A 20,828-nucleotide genomic window follows, 5' to 3' on the forward strand; every position below is an offset into this window, starting at 1 on the left:
GCCATAATAGATAAATAGAATGGTAGGGTGTAAGTGAATAGGGAATTAGGAAGGGGTAAAATTATGGAGAGGATTATAGATAAGACGAAAAACTTATTATATCGATTAAGATTTTTTGCATTTGCTGTCTTTTTTTTATGGATAAAAACCTATTTGGTTTATAAGTTTGGGTTTGGAATACCATCTGATAATCCATTACAAGAGTTTTTATTATTTATTAACCCACTAAGTTCAGCTATTTTTATATTGGGGATTAGTTTCTTTTTTAATGAAAAGTGGAGAAAAAGGGTATTAATGATATTAGCTGTTGCTGCTACATTAGTGCTTTATTTTAATTTATTATATTATCGCTTTTTTACCGATTACATTACGATCCCAGTATTATTCCAAACAAGTAATATGGGTGATTTAGGTTCAAGTGTATTTGGATTAATTCAGTGGTACGATGTTTTCTTATTTGTAGATATTTTATTACTTATGATATTTGCGAAGAAGCAACACACATTTGAATTACGTCCATTAAAGCGTGAGCCACTTTTAATTATGTTAGTTGCTGTCTTGCTTTTTGTAGGAAATTTAACACTGGCACAAGCAGAGCGTCCTCAATTATTAACTCGTTCTTTTGACCGTGATTTAATTGTGAAAAATATTGGTATCTTTAACTATCATATTTATGACGGTTATATTCAATCTCAAACAAGGGCGCAGCGTGTTTTCGCTGATAGCTCAGATATTATTGAAGTTGAACGCCATGTAAAAGCGAAGCATGAACAGCCAAATCCGGACTTATATGGTATTGCTGAAGGGAAAAATGTCATTGTTATCTCAATGGAGTCACTTCAATCGTTTGTTATTAATGAGACCGTCAATGAAGATGAGAATGGTGAAAATGGTCAAGTCATTACACCGTTTTTAAATTCTCTTATTGATGAAAGTATTTACTTTGATAATTTCTACCATCAAACAGGTCAAGGGAAAACTTCTGACTCTGAATATTTAGTAGCAAACTCGATGTTTGGTCGAGATAGTGGTTCGGTTTTCTTTACACACGGTGGAAATGTGTATGATGCCATGCCAGGTAATGTGGCCGATAATGGTTACTATGCATCAGTCATGCATGCCAATAACAAAAGCTTTTGGAATCGAGATATGGTGTACCAATCATTTGGTTATGACAAGTATTTTGATATTATGAGTTATGATGTCCACGATGAAAATTCGGTAGGATGGGGTTTAAAAGACGTTGATTTCTTTGAACAATCTATTGATCTATTAAAGTCTCAGCCTGAGCCATATTATACAAAATTTATTACGTTAACGAATCACTTCCCATTTGAATTAGATGAAGAAGACAAGTTTATCGATGAAGCGGAGTATCCAAGTCGAACATTAAATCGTTTCTTTCCAACTGTTCGCTATATGGATCACGCACTTGAATACTTCTTTGATCGTTTGAAGGAAGAAGGAATTTATGAAAACTCAATCTTTATCATGTATGGTGATCATTATGGAATCTCATCTAATCACGATCGTTCAATGGCGATGTATTTAGATAAAGAAGAAATTACACCATTTGATACCGTTCAGTTGCAACGTGTACCGATGTATATTCATATCCCTGGATTTGAAGGTAACAAGGTAAATTCGACCGTTTCAGGTCAAATTGATATTAAGCCAACCATTTTGCATTTGTTAGGCATTGAAACAGAAGATATGTTCCATTTCGGCACAGACTTAAATGCTCCTGAACGTGATGAGCTTGTGATTTTACGTGATGGAAGTTTCGTAACTGACGACTTCTTGTTTACATCTGGTACTTGTTATGACAAGGAGACAGAACAAGAAACTGAATTAGAATATTGTGAGCCTTATTTTGCCCGCGTTAACAATGATTTAGGTTATTCAGATAAAATTCTTTTCGGTGATTTGTTGCGCTATAAGGATTATGATCATGAAGCAGAAAAGCAAAATCAAACAAAAGAATAAATAAAAAGGCGTCTGGTGAGTTTTAGCTTACCAGACGTTTCTTTTTATATGAAAGTTAGTTTGGGACGATAGTTTATGCTGTGAAGTTAGCTCGTCATCCATCTCGCGATCAATGACCTTAGTAGGACAGTGCACCTTTTTTGTTCAGCCGACTCCTAATGATGATCGAGTTGTAAACGTGCCGAAAGTTTGAACAGTCGCCACTATCCACGAAGAATGGCCTTTGTGCAGATACTCCAAGGTTTGACCTCAGTATTTGCACATTAACCCCCTATTTGTGCAGATACTCCAAGGTTTGGCTTCAGTATCTACACATTAACCCCTTCTTTGTGCAGATACTCCAAGGCTAGGCCTCAGTATCTACACATTAACTCCTTCTTTGTGCAGATACTCCAAGGCTAGGCCTCAGTATCTACACATTAACCCCTTCTTTGTGCAGATACCCCAAGGTTTGACCTCAGTATCTGCACAAACCCTTATATATCTTAAGGAGGCGATAGATGACTTTCATGATTGTTTGTGGCGAAGTGAATGGGGCTTCGCTATGTGGATCTTGTATGGATATTTACTAAAGTTATCGATTGATGATATACTATTTTGAATATTTTTTTAAAGGTGGTGTTAGAACGTGGAAGTGGTGCGACTAGAAGGAGTTACTTTTAAAAGGGGCGAACAGCAAATTTTGTCTGCCATTGATTGGCAAGTTGAACGACAACAACATAGTGTGATTATGGGGTTAAATGGGTCTGGAAAAACGACATTATTGAAATTAATTACGGGTTATGAGTGGGCAACATCAGGAACGATAAAGGTACTTGGTCATCGTTTTGGTCAAACGAACATCCATGATTTAAGAAAGAGAATAGGGTGGGTGAGTTCGTCACTCGATGAACGGTTTGTAACTCGTTATCAAGACGATGCTTTAGATGTTGTCATAAGTGGAGCTCATGCAACGATTGGTTTATATGAAACCATTGGTGCGGAAAAAAGAAATAAAGCGTATCACTTATTAAATAAGCTTGGAGCTGAGCAATTAAGTACGGTTCCTTTTCGGTATTTGTCACAGGGAGAAAAGCGAAGAGTGATGATCGCCCGTGCTTTAATGTCAGAACCATGCTTACTCATACTCGATGAGCCATGTAATGGTTTAGATGTGTATATTCGCGAAGAACTCCTGAATACCGTTGCGGCTATCATGGCACTTGAAGGAGGGCCAACCGTCTTATATGTTACACACCATATTGAAGAGGTCTTACCTGAAATATCTCATGCTTTATTAATGAAAGATGGTCACGTGATTGTACATGGAGAAAAAAGAAATGTACTTTCGGATGAAACCTTATCAGAGTGTTTTCGATTACCCGTACATATAGATTGGAGAAAAGAAAGGCCCTGGTTACAAATAAAGGAGAGTAAATAAAATAAATTTAAATTTTTTAAAACATACTTGACACCTCTGAATAATCTGAATAATATTATAGTTACAAATCTATAAACAATAAAGCTGATCGGACAACCGAAGGCCTTAGCTAGAGCAAATGCTTAGTTGAGGTTTTTTTTATTGAATAATTCCGACTTAACCAGTCTTATTACTCATAATTAAGGGGTTGAATTAGATGCGTGTTTCGAGTAAAGGGGAATATTCGTTAAGGGCCTTAATCGTTCTAGCTAGGAACCCAGAGCAAAGATTTAAAGTGAAAGAGATAAGTGATGAAATTATGGTGCCCGCTCCTTACCTGGAAAAATTGTTAGCACAATTAAAGGTACTCGGTTTTATTATGAGCCGAAGGGGAACAGATGGTGGTTTTCAATTAAATCAAAGCAGCAGAGAAATTGTCATTGGTGATGTTGTTCGTAAGTTAGAAGGGCCGCTTGCTCCAATGGGGTGTGTGAGTGTGACTTCTTATGAAGCATGTCCGCTTGAAACGAATTGTCTATTACAACCGCTTTGGGGACTCGTTAGAGATACTGTCGCCGATGTATTAGACTCAACAACTTTAGAGGATTTATTAAATCAAAATATTCGTTTGGAAGGGGAAAGAGGGAATGGGAATTTTTGATAAGAAAAAGCAAGAAGAAATTAAGAAGGCCATTGAAAAAATTGAGTATGGAACGGTTTTAATTACGATTCACGATAATCAGATTACACAAATTGATGCGACGGAAAAAGTACGTTTTTCACCAAACAAAAAGAATCAACTCAAATAATTTAGATTGTGGGGGTCATGAATATGAATGTTAAAAAAACGCTGTTCCTTTTAGTACTGACACTATCACTTGGAACATTGGTTGGTTGCTCACAAGGTAACAATGGTACATCTGGAGGAAACCAAGACACATTTGAAATTTTAAATGTGTCCTATGATCCAACACGTGAGCTTTATCAAGAATTCGATGCAGAGTTTGCAGAATATTGGAAAGAAGAAACTGGCCAAACCGTAACCATTAATACATCACATGGAGGCTCTGGAAGTCAGGCAAGGGCTGTAATCGATGGATTAGAGGCTGATGTTGTTACGTTGGCTCTTGCGTATGATATTGATGTCTTACATGAAAATCGTGAGCTTATACCAGCAGATTGGCAAACACGACTAGATGATAATTCAACCCCGTATACGTCTACGATTGTTTTTCTAGTTCGTAAAGGTAATCCTTTAAACATTCAAGATTGGGATGACCTTGTTCAGGATGATGTATCTGTGATTACTCCAAACCCGAAAACATCTGGGGGGGCTCGGTGGAATTATTTAGCGGCTTGGGGATATGCACTTGAAGAATATGGGACTGAAGAAGCAGCAGAGGAATTTGTTAATAAACTTTATCAAAATGTTGAAGTATTAGATTCTGGGGCAAGGGGAGCAACGACAACATTTGTTGAACGGAAAATTGGTGATGTCTTTCTTTCATGGGAAAACGAAGCGTACTTAGCCATTAATGAGCTGGGTGAGGATGAATTTGAGATTGTCAATCCGTCTGTGAGTATTTTAGCTGAGCCTCCTGTCGCGGTAGTTGATGCAAATGTTGATAGAAAAGGAACAAGAGAGATCGCGGAAGCTTATTTAGAGTTTTTGTATACAGATGTCGGTCAAGAACTAGCGGCTAAACATTATTATCGCCCGAGGAATGAAGAAATTCTAGCCAAATATGATATTTTCCCTGATATTAAATTGTTTACGATTGATGAGGTTTTTGGAGGATGGCAACAGGCACAAGAAACCCATTTTAATGATGGTGGTATTTTTGACCGTATTTATCAACCTTAATGAAGGAAGGTTTCCCTTCCTTCCTTTATCGATGTGATTGCGAGGTGTGAGGAGTGGCAAGAAAAAGAAAATGGAAGCAGTATAGTGTGTTACCGGGTTTTGGCTTGTCAATGGGATTTACGATGATGTATGTGACATTGCTCATCTTTATTCCGCTATCAATGATTTTCTTAAATACAGCAACGATGGGTTGGGAGTCTTTTTGGGCTGTGGTGACAGAACCTAGAGTTGTTGCTAGTTATAAGTTGAGTATAGGAGCTGCGTTTGCGGCGGCTAGTGTGAATGCTGTTTTTGGACTTTTGCTCGCTTGGGTATTAGTTCGGTATGATTTTCCAGGCAAACGTATCATTGATGGTTTGATTGATTTACCATTTGCACTACCGACAGCGGTTGCTGGTATTGCCTTAACGACCTTGTACGCATCTACGGGCTGGGTCGGTCAATATTTAGATATCTTTGGGATACGTGTTGCTTTTACGCCATTAGGTGTTGTCGTTGCTTTAACATTTATCGGGTTGCCATTTGTTGTTCGTATGGTTCAGCCTGTTTTAGAAGGCATTGAAAAAGAGGTAGAGGAAGCATCAGCAAGTTTAGGAGCAAGTAGAATTCACACCTTTTTTAAAGTTATTTTCCCGGTTGTCATTCCCGCCTTATTATCTGGATTTGCGTTGGCCTTTGCAAGAGCATTAGGTGAATATGGTTCAGTTGTATTTATTTCAGGTAACATGCCGATGAGGACGGAAATTACCCCATTACTAATCATGACCAAACTTGAACAATTTGATTATGTTGGGGCGACAGCGATTGCAGCTGTTATGTTGGTTTTTTCATTTGTCATGCTACTGATTATTAACGCTATACAATGGTGGAGCCAGAGGAGATATGTGTAAAAAGGGGGGATGTGAAGATGGCTGACCTAGTTCAACAACCACAAACGAATCAACCTATCCATGGATCTCGAGCTTTAAAGGAGCCTACATGGGTTAAATGGACATTCATATCAATAGCCATATTATTTTTAATCTTATTTTTAGTTTTACCTTTAGTTGCGATCTTTTATAAAGCGTTTGAGCAAGGAATTGCTACTTATCTGGCTTCGATTACTGAGCCTGATGCTTTATCAGCGATTCGGTTAACTCTTTTAGTTGCCATTATTGTCGTTCCGTTAAACACGATTTTTGGGATAGCGGCAGCGTGGCTTGTCTCCAAATACCGTTTTAGAGGGAAGAGCTTTTTAGTAACACTCATTGATTTACCATTTTCTGTATCACCCGTTATTGCCGGGTTAGTATTTATCTTATTATTTAGTGCACATGGTCTATTTGGTCCATTCTTAATGGAACAAGGATGGAAGATTATATTCTCAGTACCTGGGATTATTTTAGCTACCTTATTTGTAACGGTGCCTTTTGTAGCTCGAGAACTTATTCCTTTAATGCAAGCACAGGGGACTTCTGAGGAAGAAGCTTCGGTTTCACTAGGTGCAAATGGGTGGAGAACATTTTTACATGTGACGTTACCCAATATTAAATGGGGTTTATTATATGGAATGATTTTATGTAATGCGCGGGCAATTGGAGAATTTGGGGCAGTATCCGTGGTATCAGGAAAGATACGTGGTCTGACCAATACGATGCCACTTCATGTTGAGATTTTATATAACGAATACCAATTTACCGCAGCTTTTGCGGTCGCATCATTAATGTCTCTATTGGCGTTAGTTACGATTTTTATAAAAAATATGATCGAATGGAAAGTGAATCGTCAAAGGGTGGTGTAATTCAATTATGTCTATTAACATTCAAAATATCTCCAAAAATTTTGGTTCATTTGCAGCTTTGACAGATATCAATCTAAATATTAAATCTGGTGAGCTTGTCGCTTTATTAGGTCCATCAGGTTCAGGTAAAACATCCTTATTACGTATTATTGCTGGCTTAGAGCAACCTGACCAAGGTAATATCTATTTCGGTGAGCAAAACATGACAGACGTCGAGGCGATAAAAAGGCAGGTTGGTTTTGTCTTTCAGCACTATGCTTTATTTGGACATATGAATGTCGCTGATAATATATCTTACGGGTTACGTGTAAAACCAAGGAAGGATCGTCCATCAAAAAAAGAAATAGATGAACGTGTTAAGGAACTGTTGGCATTAGTCAAGCTAGAAGGCTATGAAAAGCGTTTTCCGAGTCAATTATCTGGTGGACAAAGACAAAGAGTTGCCTTAGCTCGTGCACTAGCCGTTCAGCCTAAAGTATTGCTACTTGATGAACCATTCGGTGCTTTAGATGCGAAGGTGAGAAAGGATTTGAGGCGTTGGTTACGAAAGCTTCATGACGAGTATCATATTACGAGTGTATTCGTTACTCATGACCAAGAAGAGGCCTTAGATGTATCTGACCGCGTTGTTGTGATGAACCAAGGAGAAATAAAACAAATTGGTACACCTGATGAAGTGTATGAACATCCTAATAGTCCATTTGTATTTGACTTTTTAGGAAATGTTAATATATTTAAAGGGCGTGTTCAAAACGGTGTATTTCAATCATCTGGTGGTGAGATTTTCCATGAGGAGATTGCGGCTCAATTAGAGGATACGAATGAAAATACCTTTGCCTATACGCGACCACATCAATTTGAGATCGAAAAAGATACGAAAAAAGAAGGCTATATTCCCGTTGAGATTAAACATGTTCATGCCGTTGGTCCCATTGTTTTTCTTGAAACGGAAAGAGAAAAGGGAGAAGTAATTGAAATTGAATTAGAAAAAAGTAAATTTCTCGATTTGAACATTCAACAAGGTCAATCAATCTATGTGAAACCTAAACAGATGAAAGTGTTCAAGCCAGAAGAGTTCTCGATATAAACATAAAAGACTGATCGGTTCACCGAAAGCTTTTATTCATTAGAATAAGGGCTTTTTTCTTTTCTAATACATAAAAAACATTGGCAATGAAGTCGGAAAAAGAGTCGCCAATGCGGAGCAAAAAGAAATACGCAGCAATAAAGCAGGAAAAAGAGCCACCAATGCGGAGCAAAAAGAAATACGCAGTAATGAAGTCGGAAAAAGAGTCGCCAATGCGGAGCAAAAAGAAATACGCAGCAATGAAGTCTGAAAAAGAGTCGCCAATGCGGAGCAAAAAGAAATACGCAGCAATGAAGTCTGAAAAAGAGTCGCCAATGCGGGTACCAATCTTCCATGACGAAACCCGGTTCACTTCGCTACCATTAAACATGAAAGTGGTATTTCGCTCATTAACTGGCGGAACTTCATGCAATTTAATGTTGTCCTTTGTCATCTAAAAGTATGGTGTTAGAATTTCTTTCACTTGAGAATTATTAGTCCCAGAGGAGCAGCATTTTCGGTAGCGGCGAGCAACGCTCCGTACATGAGTACCAGCAACAACTTTCATACAAAAATAACTTAACCCTTATAAGAAAGCGAATTTCTACAATAGTTCGATAAATGGGCAGTTCCATTATTGCTAAATACGATTACATTTGCTATAATTCTTATTAAACAAGTAGGAATATTCAGGATTAAGAAGGGTGGGGGTTGGTTTAACATGTCATATCAAATATCAGTATTAGAAGTACCCACTCATGGCACATCCCTAAAATGTGTGCATAGTGCTTTGAAGCAACAAGTAACAAAGTTTGGCGAAGTGATATCGGTACACGCAATTGAGGATGTTCAATCACAACAACCATGGGATAAACTGAATAAAGCAAATCTTGTCATGTTTGTCTTTGAAGCAAAAGAACAGCCATATAAACAAATGAAGGCTTTTTTACAAAAAATTGATGAAACGTTATTTAAAAATAAAATGATTTTACCAGTCATAATCGGTGGAACAAGTGCCCATGTTTCAATTATTGAATATAGTCTAAAGCCATTATTGGCGAATTGGAAAGCAACATCTTTGATTCCGACTATTTATTTAATGGAAGAATCGGAGTCTTATCGTTACTATTGTGAACGGAAGGAATCTAAGCAAGAAATTGAACTATATATTTTTGAAGTTTTAAAAAAACATATACCGATAACATATTATATTTAAGTATTATTTGACTTCCGACTGGATAACCAGAGGCATAGTGAATCATTTGCTATGTCTTTTTATTATGGAAAAGGAGAGTGTAGGATGGGTAATATTCTAATTATATCAGGTAGTCCAAATAAAGGTTCTCGATTACAAGGACTAATTAAGTATACGCAACAATACTTTGTGAAAGAAGGGGTTAAGACGGATATTATACATGTTCATGATTTACCTGCAGAAGCATTAATTCAAGCACAATTTAACAATGAAAAGGTAAAAAGATTTCATAAACAGGTTGAAAAAGCGGATAAGATAATAGTCGCTTCCCAAGTGTATAAAGCTTCATTTACCGGTATTTTAAAAACGTATTTAGATTTATTACCACAGAATGCCTTTAAAGGAAAACCTATTTTGCCACTAGTAATTGGTGGAAGCCTTGCTCATTTATTAATGGTTGATTATAGTTTTAAGCCAGTTTTATCAGCATTAGGTGCGAAATCAATTTATAAAGGTATTTTTGTAGTTGAAACAGAGGTATCGAAAGATCTAAGTCACGAGTTTGTCATAAATAAGGTTACGAAGGAAAGATTAGATGAATTGTTGCTCCCTTTTATTGAATAAATGTAGCGCTAAGATATTGTATGAATCATGTTTTGTGTGGGTAATCTAACACTACCTTGTGAATGGAGCGCGTGTTCCCACCTATGAACTTGAAAATACTTTCTTTTCATGGATTAAACACGTTTGAATATTCAAACGTGTTTTGTTTTGGTTGAATCGGGAATATCTGTTTTGGTTAGTTTTGAAAGGAGACATATATGAAGGGAAACAATATTGTTTTTAAAGTTTCGGTTTCAGTTTTATCGATTATTGTTTTATTTGGTATTTTAGCACCGGGGATTTTGGAGGAGTGGACAGGTCAATTAACAAGTTTTATCTCTACCTCATTTGGTTGGTATTATTTAATCCTTGTTACAGTCATTGCTTTAGTTTGTTTATATTTTCTTATTAGTCCAGTTGGGTTGATCAAGCTAGGAAAAGAGGATGATAAGCCACAATTTAATCGTCCGACTTGGTTTGCGTTATTATTTAGTGCAGGAATGGGAATTGGTCTTGTATTTTGGGGAACTGCAGAGCCTTTAAGTCATTATGCGATTAGTTCTCCAACAGGAAATGAAGCTACGACACAAGGTATGAGAGATGCTTTGAGGTATACTTTTTTTCATTGGGGAATACATGCGTGGGCGATTTATGGACTAGTAGCTTTAGTTATTGCTTATTTTACATATAGAAAAAATGAAAAGGCATTAATTAGTTCAAGCCTTAGACCGTTATTTGGTCATTATGTTGATGGAGCTTTTGGTAAAATCATAGATATTATTGCGGTTATTGCGACCGTTATGGGTGTTTCGACAACATTAGGTTTTGGAGCATCGCAAGTAAATGGAGGGATGAGTTATCTATTTGACTGGCCGTTAAGCTTTTGGATTCAATTAATTGTTTTAATTATTGTAACCATTTTATTTATGATTTCAGCACTTACAGGAATTGAAAAAGGGATACGAATTTTGAGTAATTGGAATATGATTCTTGCCTTAATTCTATTGTTATTTGTTTTTATATTTGGACCAACCGTAGCTATTTTAAATTTATATACAGATACTATAGGTGGTTACATACAAAACTTTTTCCAAATGAGTTTTAGAATTGCACCATTTAATCAGGAAGCTAGAGAATGGATTGATGGTTGGACGATCTTTTATTGGGCATGGTGGATCTCGTGGGCGCCATTTGTCGGGATATTTATCGCGAGAGTCTCGCGCGGAAGGTCAATTCGTGAATTTGTATTTGGGGTATTATTTTTACCTTCACTAGTGGGCTTTTTCTGGTTTGCAACCTTTGGTGGAACGGCGATGATGAACGAGCATTCAGGAGTTGCTGAGATTTCTAGTTTGGCCACAGAGGAAAGTCTCTTTGCTGTTTTAAGTCAATTTCCAATGGCATTAATTATGTCTATATTAACTTTAGTATTAATTGCGATTTTCTTAATTACGTCAGCAGACTCGGGTACATTTGTACTTGGGATGATGACTACAAATGGTTCACAAACTCCGAGTATGAAAATTAAGTTAACATGGGGGATTATGGTTGCAGCTATTGCTTTAGTTCTACTCTATTCAGGTGGATTAGATGCCCTACAAAATACAATGATTTCATCTGCATTGCCATTTTCGTTTATTATGCTGCTAATGATGATCAGTTTATTGAAATCTCTGCATATTGAAGCAAAAGAATTAGGACTTGGAAGAGGAAGAAGACAACCTAAAATAAAGTCCAATAAGTAAGAGTAGGAATAAAAAATTAAAACACTTAAAAGACATTGACATGTTGCTTTCAGTAACATGTCAATGTCTTTTCTTATGAAAAATACGTGAGTAGGAGGCGAATGGATATCGTTAGCAAAAAAATATTGCACCGGACACATGGTCATCTATTGCAAGAGAGGTGACCAGCTAACTTCAAGGCTAAACTATCATCTCTACATACACTTTCATACAGCCGACACGGCGAAACAAGATTCACTTCTCCACCAACAAAGATGAAAGTATGGTTTAGCTTTCAACTGTTGGCTCTTCATTCAATTAGTTTTTTTCCATTTTCATTTTAAATGAATGGAGTTAGATTGTGTTGTGAACTTGAGAATTAAGAAGAAACCTAGCGGACGAAAATATGCGGAGACTCCCGTGGAACGTAGTGGCAGAGCTGAGATCCAGCGGCATAGCCGATTAGCTCAGGGCCACGTGATTGTCGCGGAGCGTGATTTTCGGGAGCGGTGAGCAAAGCTCCGCACATGAGCATCAGCATCAACTTTCATATAAAAGCTATTTTATACCTGCTTTAATGTATCTTGACATGTTGTTGACATAATTTATCGGTAGTATGGCTTATATAAACGGAACAAGGAGGTATAAAAATGAATGAAGAAAATAAGTGGGAAGAGCATTCGTCTGGAAGAGGGAAACGAAAGGAACAGAATAAGTGGTCATGGTTTAAAATGACTGGTGCAGGAATTGTTGGTTCTGCTTTGACTCTCATCGTTATACCACAAACTGACTTTTATCAGGAGATGGTTGCTTCTGGACATGTATCTGTCAATAATCAAGTAGAAGAAAATGAACAGTTAGAGGGCTCAAATGAGTTGCCAGTTCAAAATATGTCCAATCAAGTAGCGGATTACACTGACATGATTGAGAATGCATCTCAGTCTATAGTAGGAGTTGTTAACAAACAGAAGTCTCAAGGAATACCTGGGTTCTTTCAGTCGCAGCCTTCTGAACAAGAAGCCGTTGAAGCTGGAACAGGCTCTGGAGTTATCTTTAAGGAAGAAGACGGTAAGGCATATATTATTACAAACAACCATGTCATTGAAGGTGCCGATGAAATTGAGATATCCTTATCAGATGGAGAGACAGTCTCTGCCACATTGGTTGGCGGTGATGCTTTAACTGATTTAGCGGTTTTAGTAATGGATGCTAGTGAAAGTGAACAAATCATCGAATTTGGGAATTCCGATGAATTAAGACCAGGTGAGCAGGTATTTGCCATTGGAAACCCTTTAGGATTAGAGTTGTCGCGGACCGTAACACAAGGGATAATTTCAGCTGTTAATCGATCTATTCCTGTCCAAACATCAGCGGGTGAATGGAATTTAGACGTCATTCAAACAGATGCTGCTATTAACCCTGGAAATAGTGGAGGTGCTCTAATCAATACAAAAGGGGAAGTCATAGGTATTAACAGCTTAAAAATTGCTCAGAACGGAATAGAGGGAATTGGATTTGCTATCCCGAGTAATGATTTGATTCCATTAGTGGAGGAAATGATTGATAAAGGTGAAATAACACGCCCTTATTTAGGCGTTGGCCTTGCTCATTTATCTGAAATCCCTAGTGGGTACTTAGGTGCGTTGCCAGAAGATATAAAAGGAGGTGCTGTCATTACGACTGTTGAACCTGGCTCTGTAGCGGATGAAGCAGGTATCCGAGCAGGGGATGTAGTCGTCTCAATGAGTGGTATTGAAGTGAAAGATGCATCTGATATTCGTAAGATCCTTTATCGTGAGGTAGAAGTTGGAGATACGGTGACGATGGAACTATATCGTGATGGTGAAAAGAAAGAAATTGAAGTACCTATTCGAGTTCATACATCATTGTAAAATTAAATGAAGGAGTGTAAATATTAATGAAAAAATGGTTGGCAATTTTATCAGGAGTAGTTGTTTTAAGTGGTGCGGTTGTATTAGGAGTTTTTGTAGCGAATACATCTGGAGTTATGGCATCTGTAAATGGTGAAAAAATTAAAGAAAGTGAAGTTGCAGATGAGGCTATGTCACAACATGGACCAACAATATTAGAAGCACTTATTAATAATAAGATGATTGAGTTAGAAGCAAATGAGCAAGGTGTACAAGTTACACAAGAAGAAATTGATGAAGAATTAACATTTTTTTATGACATGTATAATGGAGAAGAGAATGTCAAGGAGATGTTAGCCCAAAGGGGAGTTACTATGGATATGTTTGAAGATGATGTTTATTATTCATTATTAACGCAGAAATTGATGGAACCTGTCATTGAGGTAACAGATGAAGAGATAGAGATGTACTTTAATGATAATCAAGAGCAGTTTAATCAACAAGAAGAAGTAGAAGCTAGCCACATTTTGGTCGAAGATGAACAGACAGCACAAGAGTTAAAAGCTAAGGTTGATGAGGGGGAGGATTTTGCTGATTTAGCAGCAGAAAACTCCACAGATGAAGCAAGTAAAGAAAGGGGTGGTGAACTCGGATTCTTTAGTAAAGGTGAAATGGTTCCTGAATTTGAAGAAGCCGCCTTTGGTTTAGAAATCGATGAAGTAAGTGAACCGGTAGAAACCGAGCATGGTTTTCATATTATTAAAGTGACAGATAAACAAGAGGAACAAGAGGCGAAGTTTGAAGAGCATCAAGAAGAAATAGAAGAGAAGTTATTTAATCAAAAGTATCAAACTGAATTAACACCGTGGTTAACTCAGTTGAGAGAAAAGTATGAGATCTCCTATCAAAATTAATCAATAAAAACGAATGATCCAACTTCATGGTCGATGAGGTTGGATTTTTTTTCAGTAAAAATCTTCAACTCAGTAAAGCGTTTACTTAGTATATAAATCAATGAATTTGTTTCAAATGTTGACAAAAGAGTGGGAGTGTGTAGGTGTTAGTAAGTAATCATTGAATCATTTTTATTCTTGAAATCTTCAGAATGAACTTTTAAAATGTGAGTAGTGGTTAAGAAGGAGATGAAAAAATTGAGTGGAGAGAAATTGCAAATCATCCGTACAATGCACCCAAAAGAAAAGCCTGATGTTAATCAAGTAAAATTTGGGACTGTTTTTTCTGATCATATGTTTAAAATGAACTATACAGAGGACAAAGGTTGGCACGATCCTAAAATTATTCCCTATCAATCTGTCACATTAGATCCTGCAGCCATGATCTTTCATTACGGACAAACGGTATTTGAAGGTCTTAAAGCGTACCGAACTGATGATAATCAAGTGTTATTATTTAGACCTGAGCAAAATTTAAAACGGCTAAATCAATCGTGTTCGCGATTAAGTATGCCCTCTGTTGATGAAAATGAAGTATTACATTATTTGAAACAATTGATTGCACTTGAAAGAGAATGGGTTCCACAAGGTGAAGGAAATTCTTTATATATTAGACCTTTTATGATTGCGACTGAAAATAATTTAAGTGTAAACCCTTCAAAATGTTATACATTTATGATTATTTTATCGCCTGTAGCTGCTTATTATCCCGAAGGAATTAATCCTGTTCGTATTTATGTAGAAGAGAAGTTTACAAGAGCGGTAAAAGGTGGGACAGGGACGGCAAAAACGGCAGGAAATTACTCTGCTGCTTATAATGCTCAAGATCAAGCAACGAAGCTTGGTTTCTCACAGGTACTTTGGTTAGATGGCGTTGAGAAAAAATATGTCGAAGAAGTAGGAAGTATGAATGTATTCTTTAAGGTGAACGGTGAAGTCATTACACCAGAACTAAATGGAAGTATTTTAGAAGGTGTAACACGTAAATCTATGATCGACTTACTTCGCACATGGGATATTCCTGTTACAGAGCGGAAAATCTCAATTGATGAGATCGTTCAAGCTTATAAAGCAGGTCAATTAGAGGAAGCTTTTGGAACTGGAACAGCTGCTGTTATTTCTCCAATTGGGGAAATGATCTGGCGTGAAGAAAAATTGACTATCAATGAAGGAAAGACCGGCGAACTATCAAAAAGATTATACGAAACACTAACAGGTATTCAGACTGGTCAAAAAGTTGATACATTTAATTGGACAATTAAAGTCCAAAATTTAGAAGAAGAACCTACGGTTTAGTAGGATCATATTAGTCTAGACTTTTAAACGCGGTAACTTATTATCAAATGACTTTTGGTGTTTACAGTTTTGACAACTGGTTGTATTTTTAATAGGATATGGCACTTTAACATGGTATGAATATTGTTAGAGTGCTTTTTTTGATATCAAATAGACTCTCTTATCCATTTGCGCTGTATTGTTGGCTCTTTTTCGAGCTTCATTGCTGCGTATTTTTATTTGCGCCGTGTTGGCTACCAGTCTTACCGCTTATTGCTTCAAAACCTACTTTTATACTTGTTAGTGGCTGGTTGTACCGTGCACTGAATTTTTTTTGGTAAACTCTTACTAGCAACACTCCAAAAGTGTTGGGGCTACTGCAATGTATGAGAGTCCTCTAAATCGTCATTGAATGAAAAGCCATCTGTTAAAAAAATCTCACTTTCATATTGGTTGGTTACGAAGCCTATTCACTACGCCACTAACAGACATGGAAGTGGTGGTTCCCTTTAGCTTGATTAGCTAAGTGCCACCCCACGGGACATGGAGCATTTTTCGGTAGCCACAAGTAGAACTCCGCATATGAGTATCAATCCCAACTTTCATACAAAGCTCCTAAGAGGTAAGGGACATTTAACATTGAATGAAAATCAATGCTACAAAAAAGTTTCCTCGCTTGTATATTCCTATTCTTGCGGGTATGATTGGGGATGAGGTGAATCAAGAATGGAACGATTACAAAAAGTAATAGCACAAGCAGGAATTACATCAAGACGTAAAGCAGAAGAACTTATTATTGAAGGGAAAGTAACGGTTAACGGAAAGAAAGTGACTGAATTAGGAGTAAAAGTGACGCCTAACAAAGACAAAATAGAAGTGAACGGGATACCTATAGATAGAGAAGAACCTACCTATCATCTTTTATATAAGCCAACATCTGTGATATCAAGTGTTACTGACGATAAAGGACGAAAAGTTGTAACTGATTTCATTGAAACAGAAGCAAGACTATTTCCTGTTGGTCGACTTGATTATGATACATCAGGTTTAATACTTCTAACAAATGATGGTGAATTAGCCAATCAACTCATGCACCCTAAATTCCATATCGACAAGGTGTATGTCGCAAAGGTAAAGGGCATACCAAAAAGAGAAGAACTAAAGAGACTAGCAGATGGGATCCGCCTAGAGGATGGTAAAACAGCCCCTGCAAAAGTGAAATTAATCTCAATGGACAAGAAAAAACAAACATCGATTATTCAATTAACGATTCATGAAGGTCGAAATCGACAAGTTCGTCGGATGTTTGAAGCTATTAATTATCCGATTATGAAGTTAAAAAGAGAGCAATACAGTTTTCTAACCTTACAAGGGTTAAACCCAGGTGAATCAAGACCATTAAAGCCAATCGAAGTTAAGAAACTAAAAGAAGTAGCTGTCACGAAACCGTCATAAAGCAAAGTGATAGGAGCTTTCATTTAAGGTTATAATGAGACTGGGATATTTTTAGACTTAAGTTTGTACAATTGAAGGACAAAAGGTTAACTTTTTTGTGCATGTAGTTCATTGATACTGGAAGGGAGGATGACAAACATGAAAAGAAAACGTTTAATCATGCGTTCTACCATTTTATTAGTAATGGCTGTAGCGATTGGTTATACATTCTATTATAATTTCTTTGCAGATAAAAGTGTTGCACGTGCTGGTCATGATGCTGCTAATTTTGCCCTTGAGGATTTAACAGGTGAAGTCATTGAACTGCGTGAGTTAGAAGGAAAGGGTGTCTTTTTAAATTTTTGGGGCACTTATTGTCCGCCATGTGTAAGAGAAATGCCGATTATGGAAGAGTTATATCATGAATATCAAGACCAAGGTATTGAGATTGTAGCCATCAATGCGAGTGAACCACCTTTAACCGTAGAGCGCTTCGTCTCAAGATTAGACCTTACGTTCCCTGTTGTCATTGACGAAGGTAGGCATGTAATTGACGCATATGGTGTTCGACCGTTACCTACGACCGTATTGGTTGATGAGCATGGCAAGATCGTTCGTGTGTTTACAGGTCTACTAACAGAAGAGATAATTCGAGAATTTATGGAAGAAATAATACCACAAGCATGATTGAGGTGTAACGATGGATAAAATCAAATGTGAATGTGGACATTTGAACCCGCATGGTACGATTATTTGTGAGTCATGTGGTAAGCCATTAGGAAATGAAAACGATGACCAAAAACAACTATTAAATATGCGTTATGAAGGTGTGGCAAGACGTTCACAGACGTACACATCAAATATCATCGATAAAATTTGGATGTTCTTCTCGTCTGTCAAGGTTGGAATTTGGATTATTGTTATTTTACTGGTGGCTTCTATATTTGGGACCATTTTTCCACAAGAGTTTTATATTGGTGGGGAAGACCCATCTGTGTTTTACCAAAATGAGTACGGTACACTTGGACAAATTTATTATGAATTAGGTTTTCATAATTTATATGACTCTTGGTGGTATATGTTACTAATTGCTGCTTTAGGTGTATCTTTAATCATTGCAAGCTTAGATAGAGGAGTTCCATTATATCGTGCTTTAAAGAAACAAAGAATTACTCGTCACAAGAATTTCATGAAAAGACAACGTGTATTTGGTTCATCTCAAGTTCCTGATTATGATGAAAAGATGAATACAATAAAACAGCGATTATCGCAAAAGAACTATCGCGTTCGAGAGGAAAAAGGCAATATTGTTGCTGAAAAAGGTCGCTTTTCTCGTTGGGGACCTTATGTTAATCACGTAGGTATTATCATTTTCTTAATTGGCTGTATGTTACGTTATTTTCCGGGCTTTTATGTGGATGAACATGTCTGGATTCGCGAAGATGAATTTTCAGTCGTGCCTGGAACGAATCAAGAGTTATACATAGGTAATGAAGGATTCCACCTTGAGTTATATGATCCAGAAGATGAAGTATTTGGTGAATCGATGCAAAGGGTCGATGGCCTCGTTGTGAAGACATACCAAACAGATGCCGTATTGTATGAAGCAGACCCGGATTCGCCTATTGGGGTAGTTGGGGAATTAACAGAGGTAGCACGAAAAGAAATTAAAGTGAATGACCCGCTTGAGTATAACGGTTATAGCTTTTATCAATTAGATTATAAATTAAACGAGCTTCAAACAATGAGTTTTTCTATTGAAAATAAAGAAACGGGAGATCGTTTTGGTCAAATTGATGTTGATTTAAATAACCCTGCTAAGCACTATGATTTAGGTGAAGGGTATGAAGTGTCTATTATCGAGTATTTTCCTAATTACTATTTAAACAGTAATAATGAACCAGCTACTCGTTCAAGCATTCCAGATAACCCTGCATTTATCTTTGAAACAAAGACACCTGAAACTCCAGATGGAGAAAGAAGTTTTATTGGAATTATGGCTAACTATGATTTACCTTCTCGCGGTCAATCGATTGAAGAGGTGGACCATGAGTTTAAATTATCGTTTGTTGATGTTGAGATGAGTAATGTGTCTGGTTTAGGAGTTCGTAAAGATTTGACGATACCGATCCTCATTGTTGGTGGAGCTATCTTTATGATTGGATTAATTCAAGGCTCTTATTGGGCCCATCGTCGAATTTGGTTCCAACGTATTGACGGAGAGATTTGGATTGCAGGTCATACGAATAAAAACTGGTTAACCCTGCGTAATGATATTACTGAAATTATTGCAGATACTGGTTTAAATGAGCCGATAGACCAAGCAGAAGAAAAAGAAAAATTAGAAGAAGAAAAAAAAGAAAATCAAAATAAGAAGCAGGAGGGTTAAAAATGGCAGCTCTTAGTTCGAATTTATTACTCGTTGCCTTTTTCCTCTATCTTGCTGCGACAATTGTCTTTGCGGTATCTTTACCAGGTAAGAATTTTCGCAACAAGCAAGGAGAAATTAAGAAAAACAGTTGGGGTTTATATGGATATATTGCCGCAATCTTAGGAGTTGTATTTTCACTAGGTTACTTTGTAGCGAGATGGATTGCAGGCGGACATGCTCCTGTATCCAATATGTTTGAGTATATGACATTTTTAGGTATTGCGATTGCGATTGCTTTTGTGATTATATACCCTATCTATAAATCAAATGTTTTAGGATTATTCACAATGCCCGTTGTTATGTTAATCATTGCTTATGCATCTGTTTTTCCGAGCGAAATCTCACCACTTGTTCCTGCATTGCAGAGTAACTGGTTAAAAATCCATGTCATTACGACAGCATTAGGTCAGGGGATTTTGGCAATTGGATTTGCAGCTGGATTAATTTATTTAATTCGAACGCTTGATTTCACAAAACGAAACAAAAAAACGATTTCATTAGAAATTGTCATGTATGGCCTTGTGAGCACAGTTGGATTTATTCTAATCACTAATATTTTTGGTTGGTTAGGATATGAAGCGGAGTTTAATTATATCAATGAGAATGGTGCGGAAGCTCAAATTGTTTATGAGCTACCAGCAGTAATTGGTCCACATGAAGGAACGCTTTTAACAGAGGATAAAATGTCACCAATCGTAAATGCACCAGCGATAATTCGCTCAGATGATTTAAATACAGTTTTATGGTCATTTTTCTCGGGTGCGATTTTATATGTCTTAATTCGTTTAATTGCACGTAAACGAGTCGGAGCCATTTTCCAACCGATGGTCAGAAGCATTAGTCCTCAAGCAATTGATGAAATTAGCTATCGTGCCATTGCGATTGGATTCCCAATCTTTACACTTGGGGGACTCATTTTTGCAATGATTTGGGCTCAAATTGCCTGGTCAAGATTCTGGGGCTGGGATCCAAAAGAAGTATGGGCATTAATTACATTCTTGTTTTATGCAGCGTATCTTCACTTACGCCTTTCAAAAGGCTGGCACGGTGAGAAATCAGCATGGCTTGGTGTAATCGGATTTGCGATTATCATGTTCAACCTTGTCTTTGTTAACCTAGTAATCGCCGGACTACACTCCTACGCAGGTTAAGATTCAAAAAATAGAACAAGTACGATAAACGTAAACGAATCTGGTAGCGGCAAATTAACGCTCCGCACATGAGCATTAAGCAACTTCATACAAAAT

19 protein-coding genes are annotated in these 20,828 nt (G+C 37.1%); 18 read left to right on the top strand and 1 reads right to left on the bottom strand.

From position 1 onward, the window contains the following. The first annotated feature begins 63 nt into the window (after nucleotides 1–63). The 8 genes from PQ479_RS01240 to PQ479_RS01275 all read left to right on the top strand — a co-directional run bounded on the left by PQ479_RS01240 (nucleotide 64) and on the right by PQ479_RS01275 (nucleotide 8,116). Nucleotides 64–1,986, top strand: coding sequence for an LTA synthase family protein (locus tag PQ479_RS01240; protein ID WP_083991278.1), 1,923 nt, complete (start codon nucleotides 64–66; stop codon nucleotides 1,984–1,986). A 628-nt stretch (nucleotides 1,987–2,614) separates the two neighbouring features. Continuing rightward, a complete protein-coding gene (locus tag PQ479_RS01245) occupies nucleotides 2,615–3,406 on the top strand; it encodes an ABC transporter ATP-binding protein (RefSeq protein WP_053070436.1) in 792 nt (263 codons plus the stop codon). A 196-nt stretch (nucleotides 3,407–3,602) separates the two neighbouring features. Further along, complete coding sequence (locus PQ479_RS01250) at nucleotides 3,603–4,046, top strand: RrF2 family transcriptional regulator (RefSeq protein WP_047989387.1); 444 nt, start codon at nucleotides 3,603–3,605, stop codon at nucleotides 4,044–4,046. After that, complete coding sequence (locus tag PQ479_RS01255; protein ID WP_083991277.1) at nucleotides 4,033–4,194, top strand: YezD family protein; 162 nt, start codon at nucleotides 4,033–4,035, stop codon at nucleotides 4,192–4,194. The genes PQ479_RS01250 and PQ479_RS01255 overlap by 14 nt, the downstream gene beginning before the upstream one ends. Nucleotides 4,195–4,217: 23 nt before the next feature. Next, nucleotides 4,218–5,249, top strand: a complete 1,032-nt coding sequence (locus PQ479_RS01260) for a sulfate ABC transporter substrate-binding protein (protein WP_047989386.1) — start codon at nucleotides 4,218–4,220, stop codon at nucleotides 5,247–5,249. A gap of 110 nt (nucleotides 5,250–5,359) precedes the next feature. Continuing rightward, the gene (gene cysT / locus PQ479_RS01265; protein ID WP_047989622.1) at nucleotides 5,360–6,139 is read left to right on the top strand and encodes a sulfate ABC transporter permease subunit CysT; all 780 of its coding nucleotides are present in this window, start codon (nucleotides 5,360–5,362) and stop codon (nucleotides 6,137–6,139) included. Between the two features lie 17 nt (nucleotides 6,140–6,156). Further along, nucleotides 6,157–7,029, top strand: coding sequence for a sulfate ABC transporter permease subunit CysW (gene cysW, locus PQ479_RS01270; protein WP_047989385.1), 873 nt, complete (start codon nucleotides 6,157–6,159; stop codon nucleotides 7,027–7,029). Nucleotides 7,030–7,036: 7 nt separating this feature from the next. Further along, a complete protein-coding gene (locus tag PQ479_RS01275) occupies nucleotides 7,037–8,116 on the top strand; it encodes a sulfate/molybdate ABC transporter ATP-binding protein (protein ID WP_047989384.1) in 1,080 nt (359 codons plus the stop codon). A 19-nt stretch (nucleotides 8,117–8,135) separates the two neighbouring features. Here PQ479_RS01275 and PQ479_RS01280 read toward each other — a convergent pair whose 3' ends face one another. Further along, nucleotides 8,136–8,528, bottom strand: a complete 393-nt coding sequence (locus PQ479_RS01280) for a hypothetical protein (protein ID WP_273716716.1) — start codon at nucleotides 8,526–8,528, stop codon at nucleotides 8,136–8,138. A 288-nt stretch (nucleotides 8,529–8,816) separates the two neighbouring features. Here PQ479_RS01280 and PQ479_RS01285 point away from each other — a divergent pair, with 288 nt between their 5' ends. From PQ479_RS01285 to ccsB, 10 genes are all read left to right on the top strand, one after another. Beyond that, on the top strand, nucleotides 8,817–9,311 hold the full coding sequence (locus PQ479_RS01285) for an NADPH-dependent FMN reductase family protein (RefSeq protein WP_047989382.1): 495 nt from the start codon (nucleotides 8,817–8,819) through the stop codon (nucleotides 9,309–9,311). A gap of 84 nt (nucleotides 9,312–9,395) precedes the next feature. Continuing rightward, nucleotides 9,396–9,914 carry an NADPH-dependent FMN reductase gene (gene ssuE / locus PQ479_RS01290; RefSeq protein WP_047989381.1) on the top strand — a complete coding sequence of 173 codons (519 nt, stop codon included), beginning with the start codon at nucleotides 9,396–9,398 and terminating at the stop codon, nucleotides 9,912–9,914. Between the two features lie 197 nt (nucleotides 9,915–10,111). Then, nucleotides 10,112–11,638, top strand: coding sequence for a BCCT family transporter (locus tag PQ479_RS01295; protein WP_047989380.1), 1,527 nt, complete (start codon nucleotides 10,112–10,114; stop codon nucleotides 11,636–11,638). A gap of 629 nt (nucleotides 11,639–12,267) precedes the next feature. After that, nucleotides 12,268–13,509 (top strand): S1C family serine protease, encoded by a 1,242-nt coding sequence (locus PQ479_RS01300; protein WP_047989379.1) that lies wholly within the window; start codon nucleotides 12,268–12,270, stop codon nucleotides 13,507–13,509. Nucleotides 13,510–13,535: 26 nt separating this feature from the next. Beyond that, nucleotides 13,536–14,402 (top strand): foldase protein PrsA, encoded by an 867-nt coding sequence (locus PQ479_RS01305; protein WP_047989378.1) that lies wholly within the window; start codon nucleotides 13,536–13,538, stop codon nucleotides 14,400–14,402. Between the two features lie 237 nt (nucleotides 14,403–14,639). After that, on the top strand, nucleotides 14,640–15,737 hold the full coding sequence (locus PQ479_RS01310; RefSeq protein WP_047989377.1) for a branched-chain amino acid aminotransferase: 1,098 nt from the start codon (nucleotides 14,640–14,642) through the stop codon (nucleotides 15,735–15,737). Nucleotides 15,738–16,442: 705 nt separating this feature from the next. Continuing rightward, complete coding sequence (locus PQ479_RS01315; protein WP_047989376.1) at nucleotides 16,443–17,171, top strand: pseudouridine synthase; 729 nt, start codon at nucleotides 16,443–16,445, stop codon at nucleotides 17,169–17,171. 138 nt (nucleotides 17,172–17,309) lie between these two features. Further along, nucleotides 17,310–17,837 carry a thiol-disulfide oxidoreductase ResA gene (resA, locus tag PQ479_RS01320; RefSeq protein ID WP_047989375.1) on the top strand — a complete coding sequence of 176 codons (528 nt, stop codon included), beginning with the start codon at nucleotides 17,310–17,312 and terminating at the stop codon, nucleotides 17,835–17,837. 13 nt (nucleotides 17,838–17,850) lie between these two features. Continuing rightward, nucleotides 17,851–19,539: a cytochrome c biogenesis protein ResB gene (gene resB / locus PQ479_RS01325; protein ID WP_047989374.1), complete on the top strand. Its 1,689-nt coding sequence runs from the start codon at nucleotides 17,851–17,853 to the stop codon at nucleotides 19,537–19,539. A gap of 2 nt (nucleotides 19,540–19,541) precedes the next feature. Beyond that, complete coding sequence (ccsB, locus tag PQ479_RS01330; RefSeq protein ID WP_047989373.1) at nucleotides 19,542–20,732, top strand: c-type cytochrome biogenesis protein CcsB; 1,191 nt, start codon at nucleotides 19,542–19,544, stop codon at nucleotides 20,730–20,732. The last annotated feature ends 96 nt before the right edge of the window (nucleotides 20,733–20,828 follow it).

It is taken from the genome of Alkalihalobacillus pseudalcaliphilus, assembly GCF_028610675.1.
Taxonomy (GTDB): Bacteria; Bacillota; Bacilli; order Bacillales; family Bacillaceae_D; genus Alkalihalobacillus; species Alkalihalobacillus pseudalcaliphilus.

Bases quoted from the DNA above. Each gene is read 5' to 3' on its own strand.
- PQ479_RS01240 (WP_083991278.1), top strand. From the start codon at position 64: ATGGAGAGGATTATAGATAAGACGAAAAACTTATTATATCGATTAAGA.
- PQ479_RS01250 (WP_047989387.1), top strand. From the start codon at position 3,603: ATGCGTGTTTCGAGTAAAGGGGAATATTCGTTAAGGGCCTTAATCGTT.
- PQ479_RS01255 (WP_083991277.1), top strand. From the start codon at position 4,033: ATGGGAATTTTTGATAAGAAAAAGCAAGAAGAAATTAAGAAGGCCATT.
- PQ479_RS01260 (WP_047989386.1), top strand. From the start codon at position 4,218: ATGAATGTTAAAAAAACGCTGTTCCTTTTAGTACTGACACTATCACTT.
- cysT (WP_047989622.1), top strand. From the start codon at position 5,360: ATGGGATTTACGATGATGTATGTGACATTGCTCATCTTTATTCCGCTA.
- cysW (WP_047989385.1), top strand. From the start codon at position 6,157: ATGGCTGACCTAGTTCAACAACCACAAACGAATCAACCTATCCATGGA.
- PQ479_RS01275 (WP_047989384.1), top strand. From the start codon at position 7,037: ATGTCTATTAACATTCAAAATATCTCCAAAAATTTTGGTTCATTTGCA.
- PQ479_RS01285 (WP_047989382.1), top strand. From the start codon at position 8,817: ATGTCATATCAAATATCAGTATTAGAAGTACCCACTCATGGCACATCC.
- ssuE (WP_047989381.1), top strand. From the start codon at position 9,396: ATGGGTAATATTCTAATTATATCAGGTAGTCCAAATAAAGGTTCTCGA.
- PQ479_RS01295 (WP_047989380.1), top strand. From the start codon at position 10,112: ATGAAGGGAAACAATATTGTTTTTAAAGTTTCGGTTTCAGTTTTATCG.
- PQ479_RS01300 (WP_047989379.1), top strand. From the start codon at position 12,268: ATGAATGAAGAAAATAAGTGGGAAGAGCATTCGTCTGGAAGAGGGAAA.
- PQ479_RS01305 (WP_047989378.1), top strand. From the start codon at position 13,536: ATGAAAAAATGGTTGGCAATTTTATCAGGAGTAGTTGTTTTAAGTGGT.
- PQ479_RS01315 (WP_047989376.1), top strand. From the start codon at position 16,443: ATGGAACGATTACAAAAAGTAATAGCACAAGCAGGAATTACATCAAGA.
- resA (WP_047989375.1), top strand. From the start codon at position 17,310: ATGAAAAGAAAACGTTTAATCATGCGTTCTACCATTTTATTAGTAATG.
- resB (WP_047989374.1), top strand. From the start codon at position 17,851: ATGGATAAAATCAAATGTGAATGTGGACATTTGAACCCGCATGGTACG.
- ccsB (WP_047989373.1), top strand. From the start codon at position 19,542: ATGGCAGCTCTTAGTTCGAATTTATTACTCGTTGCCTTTTTCCTCTAT.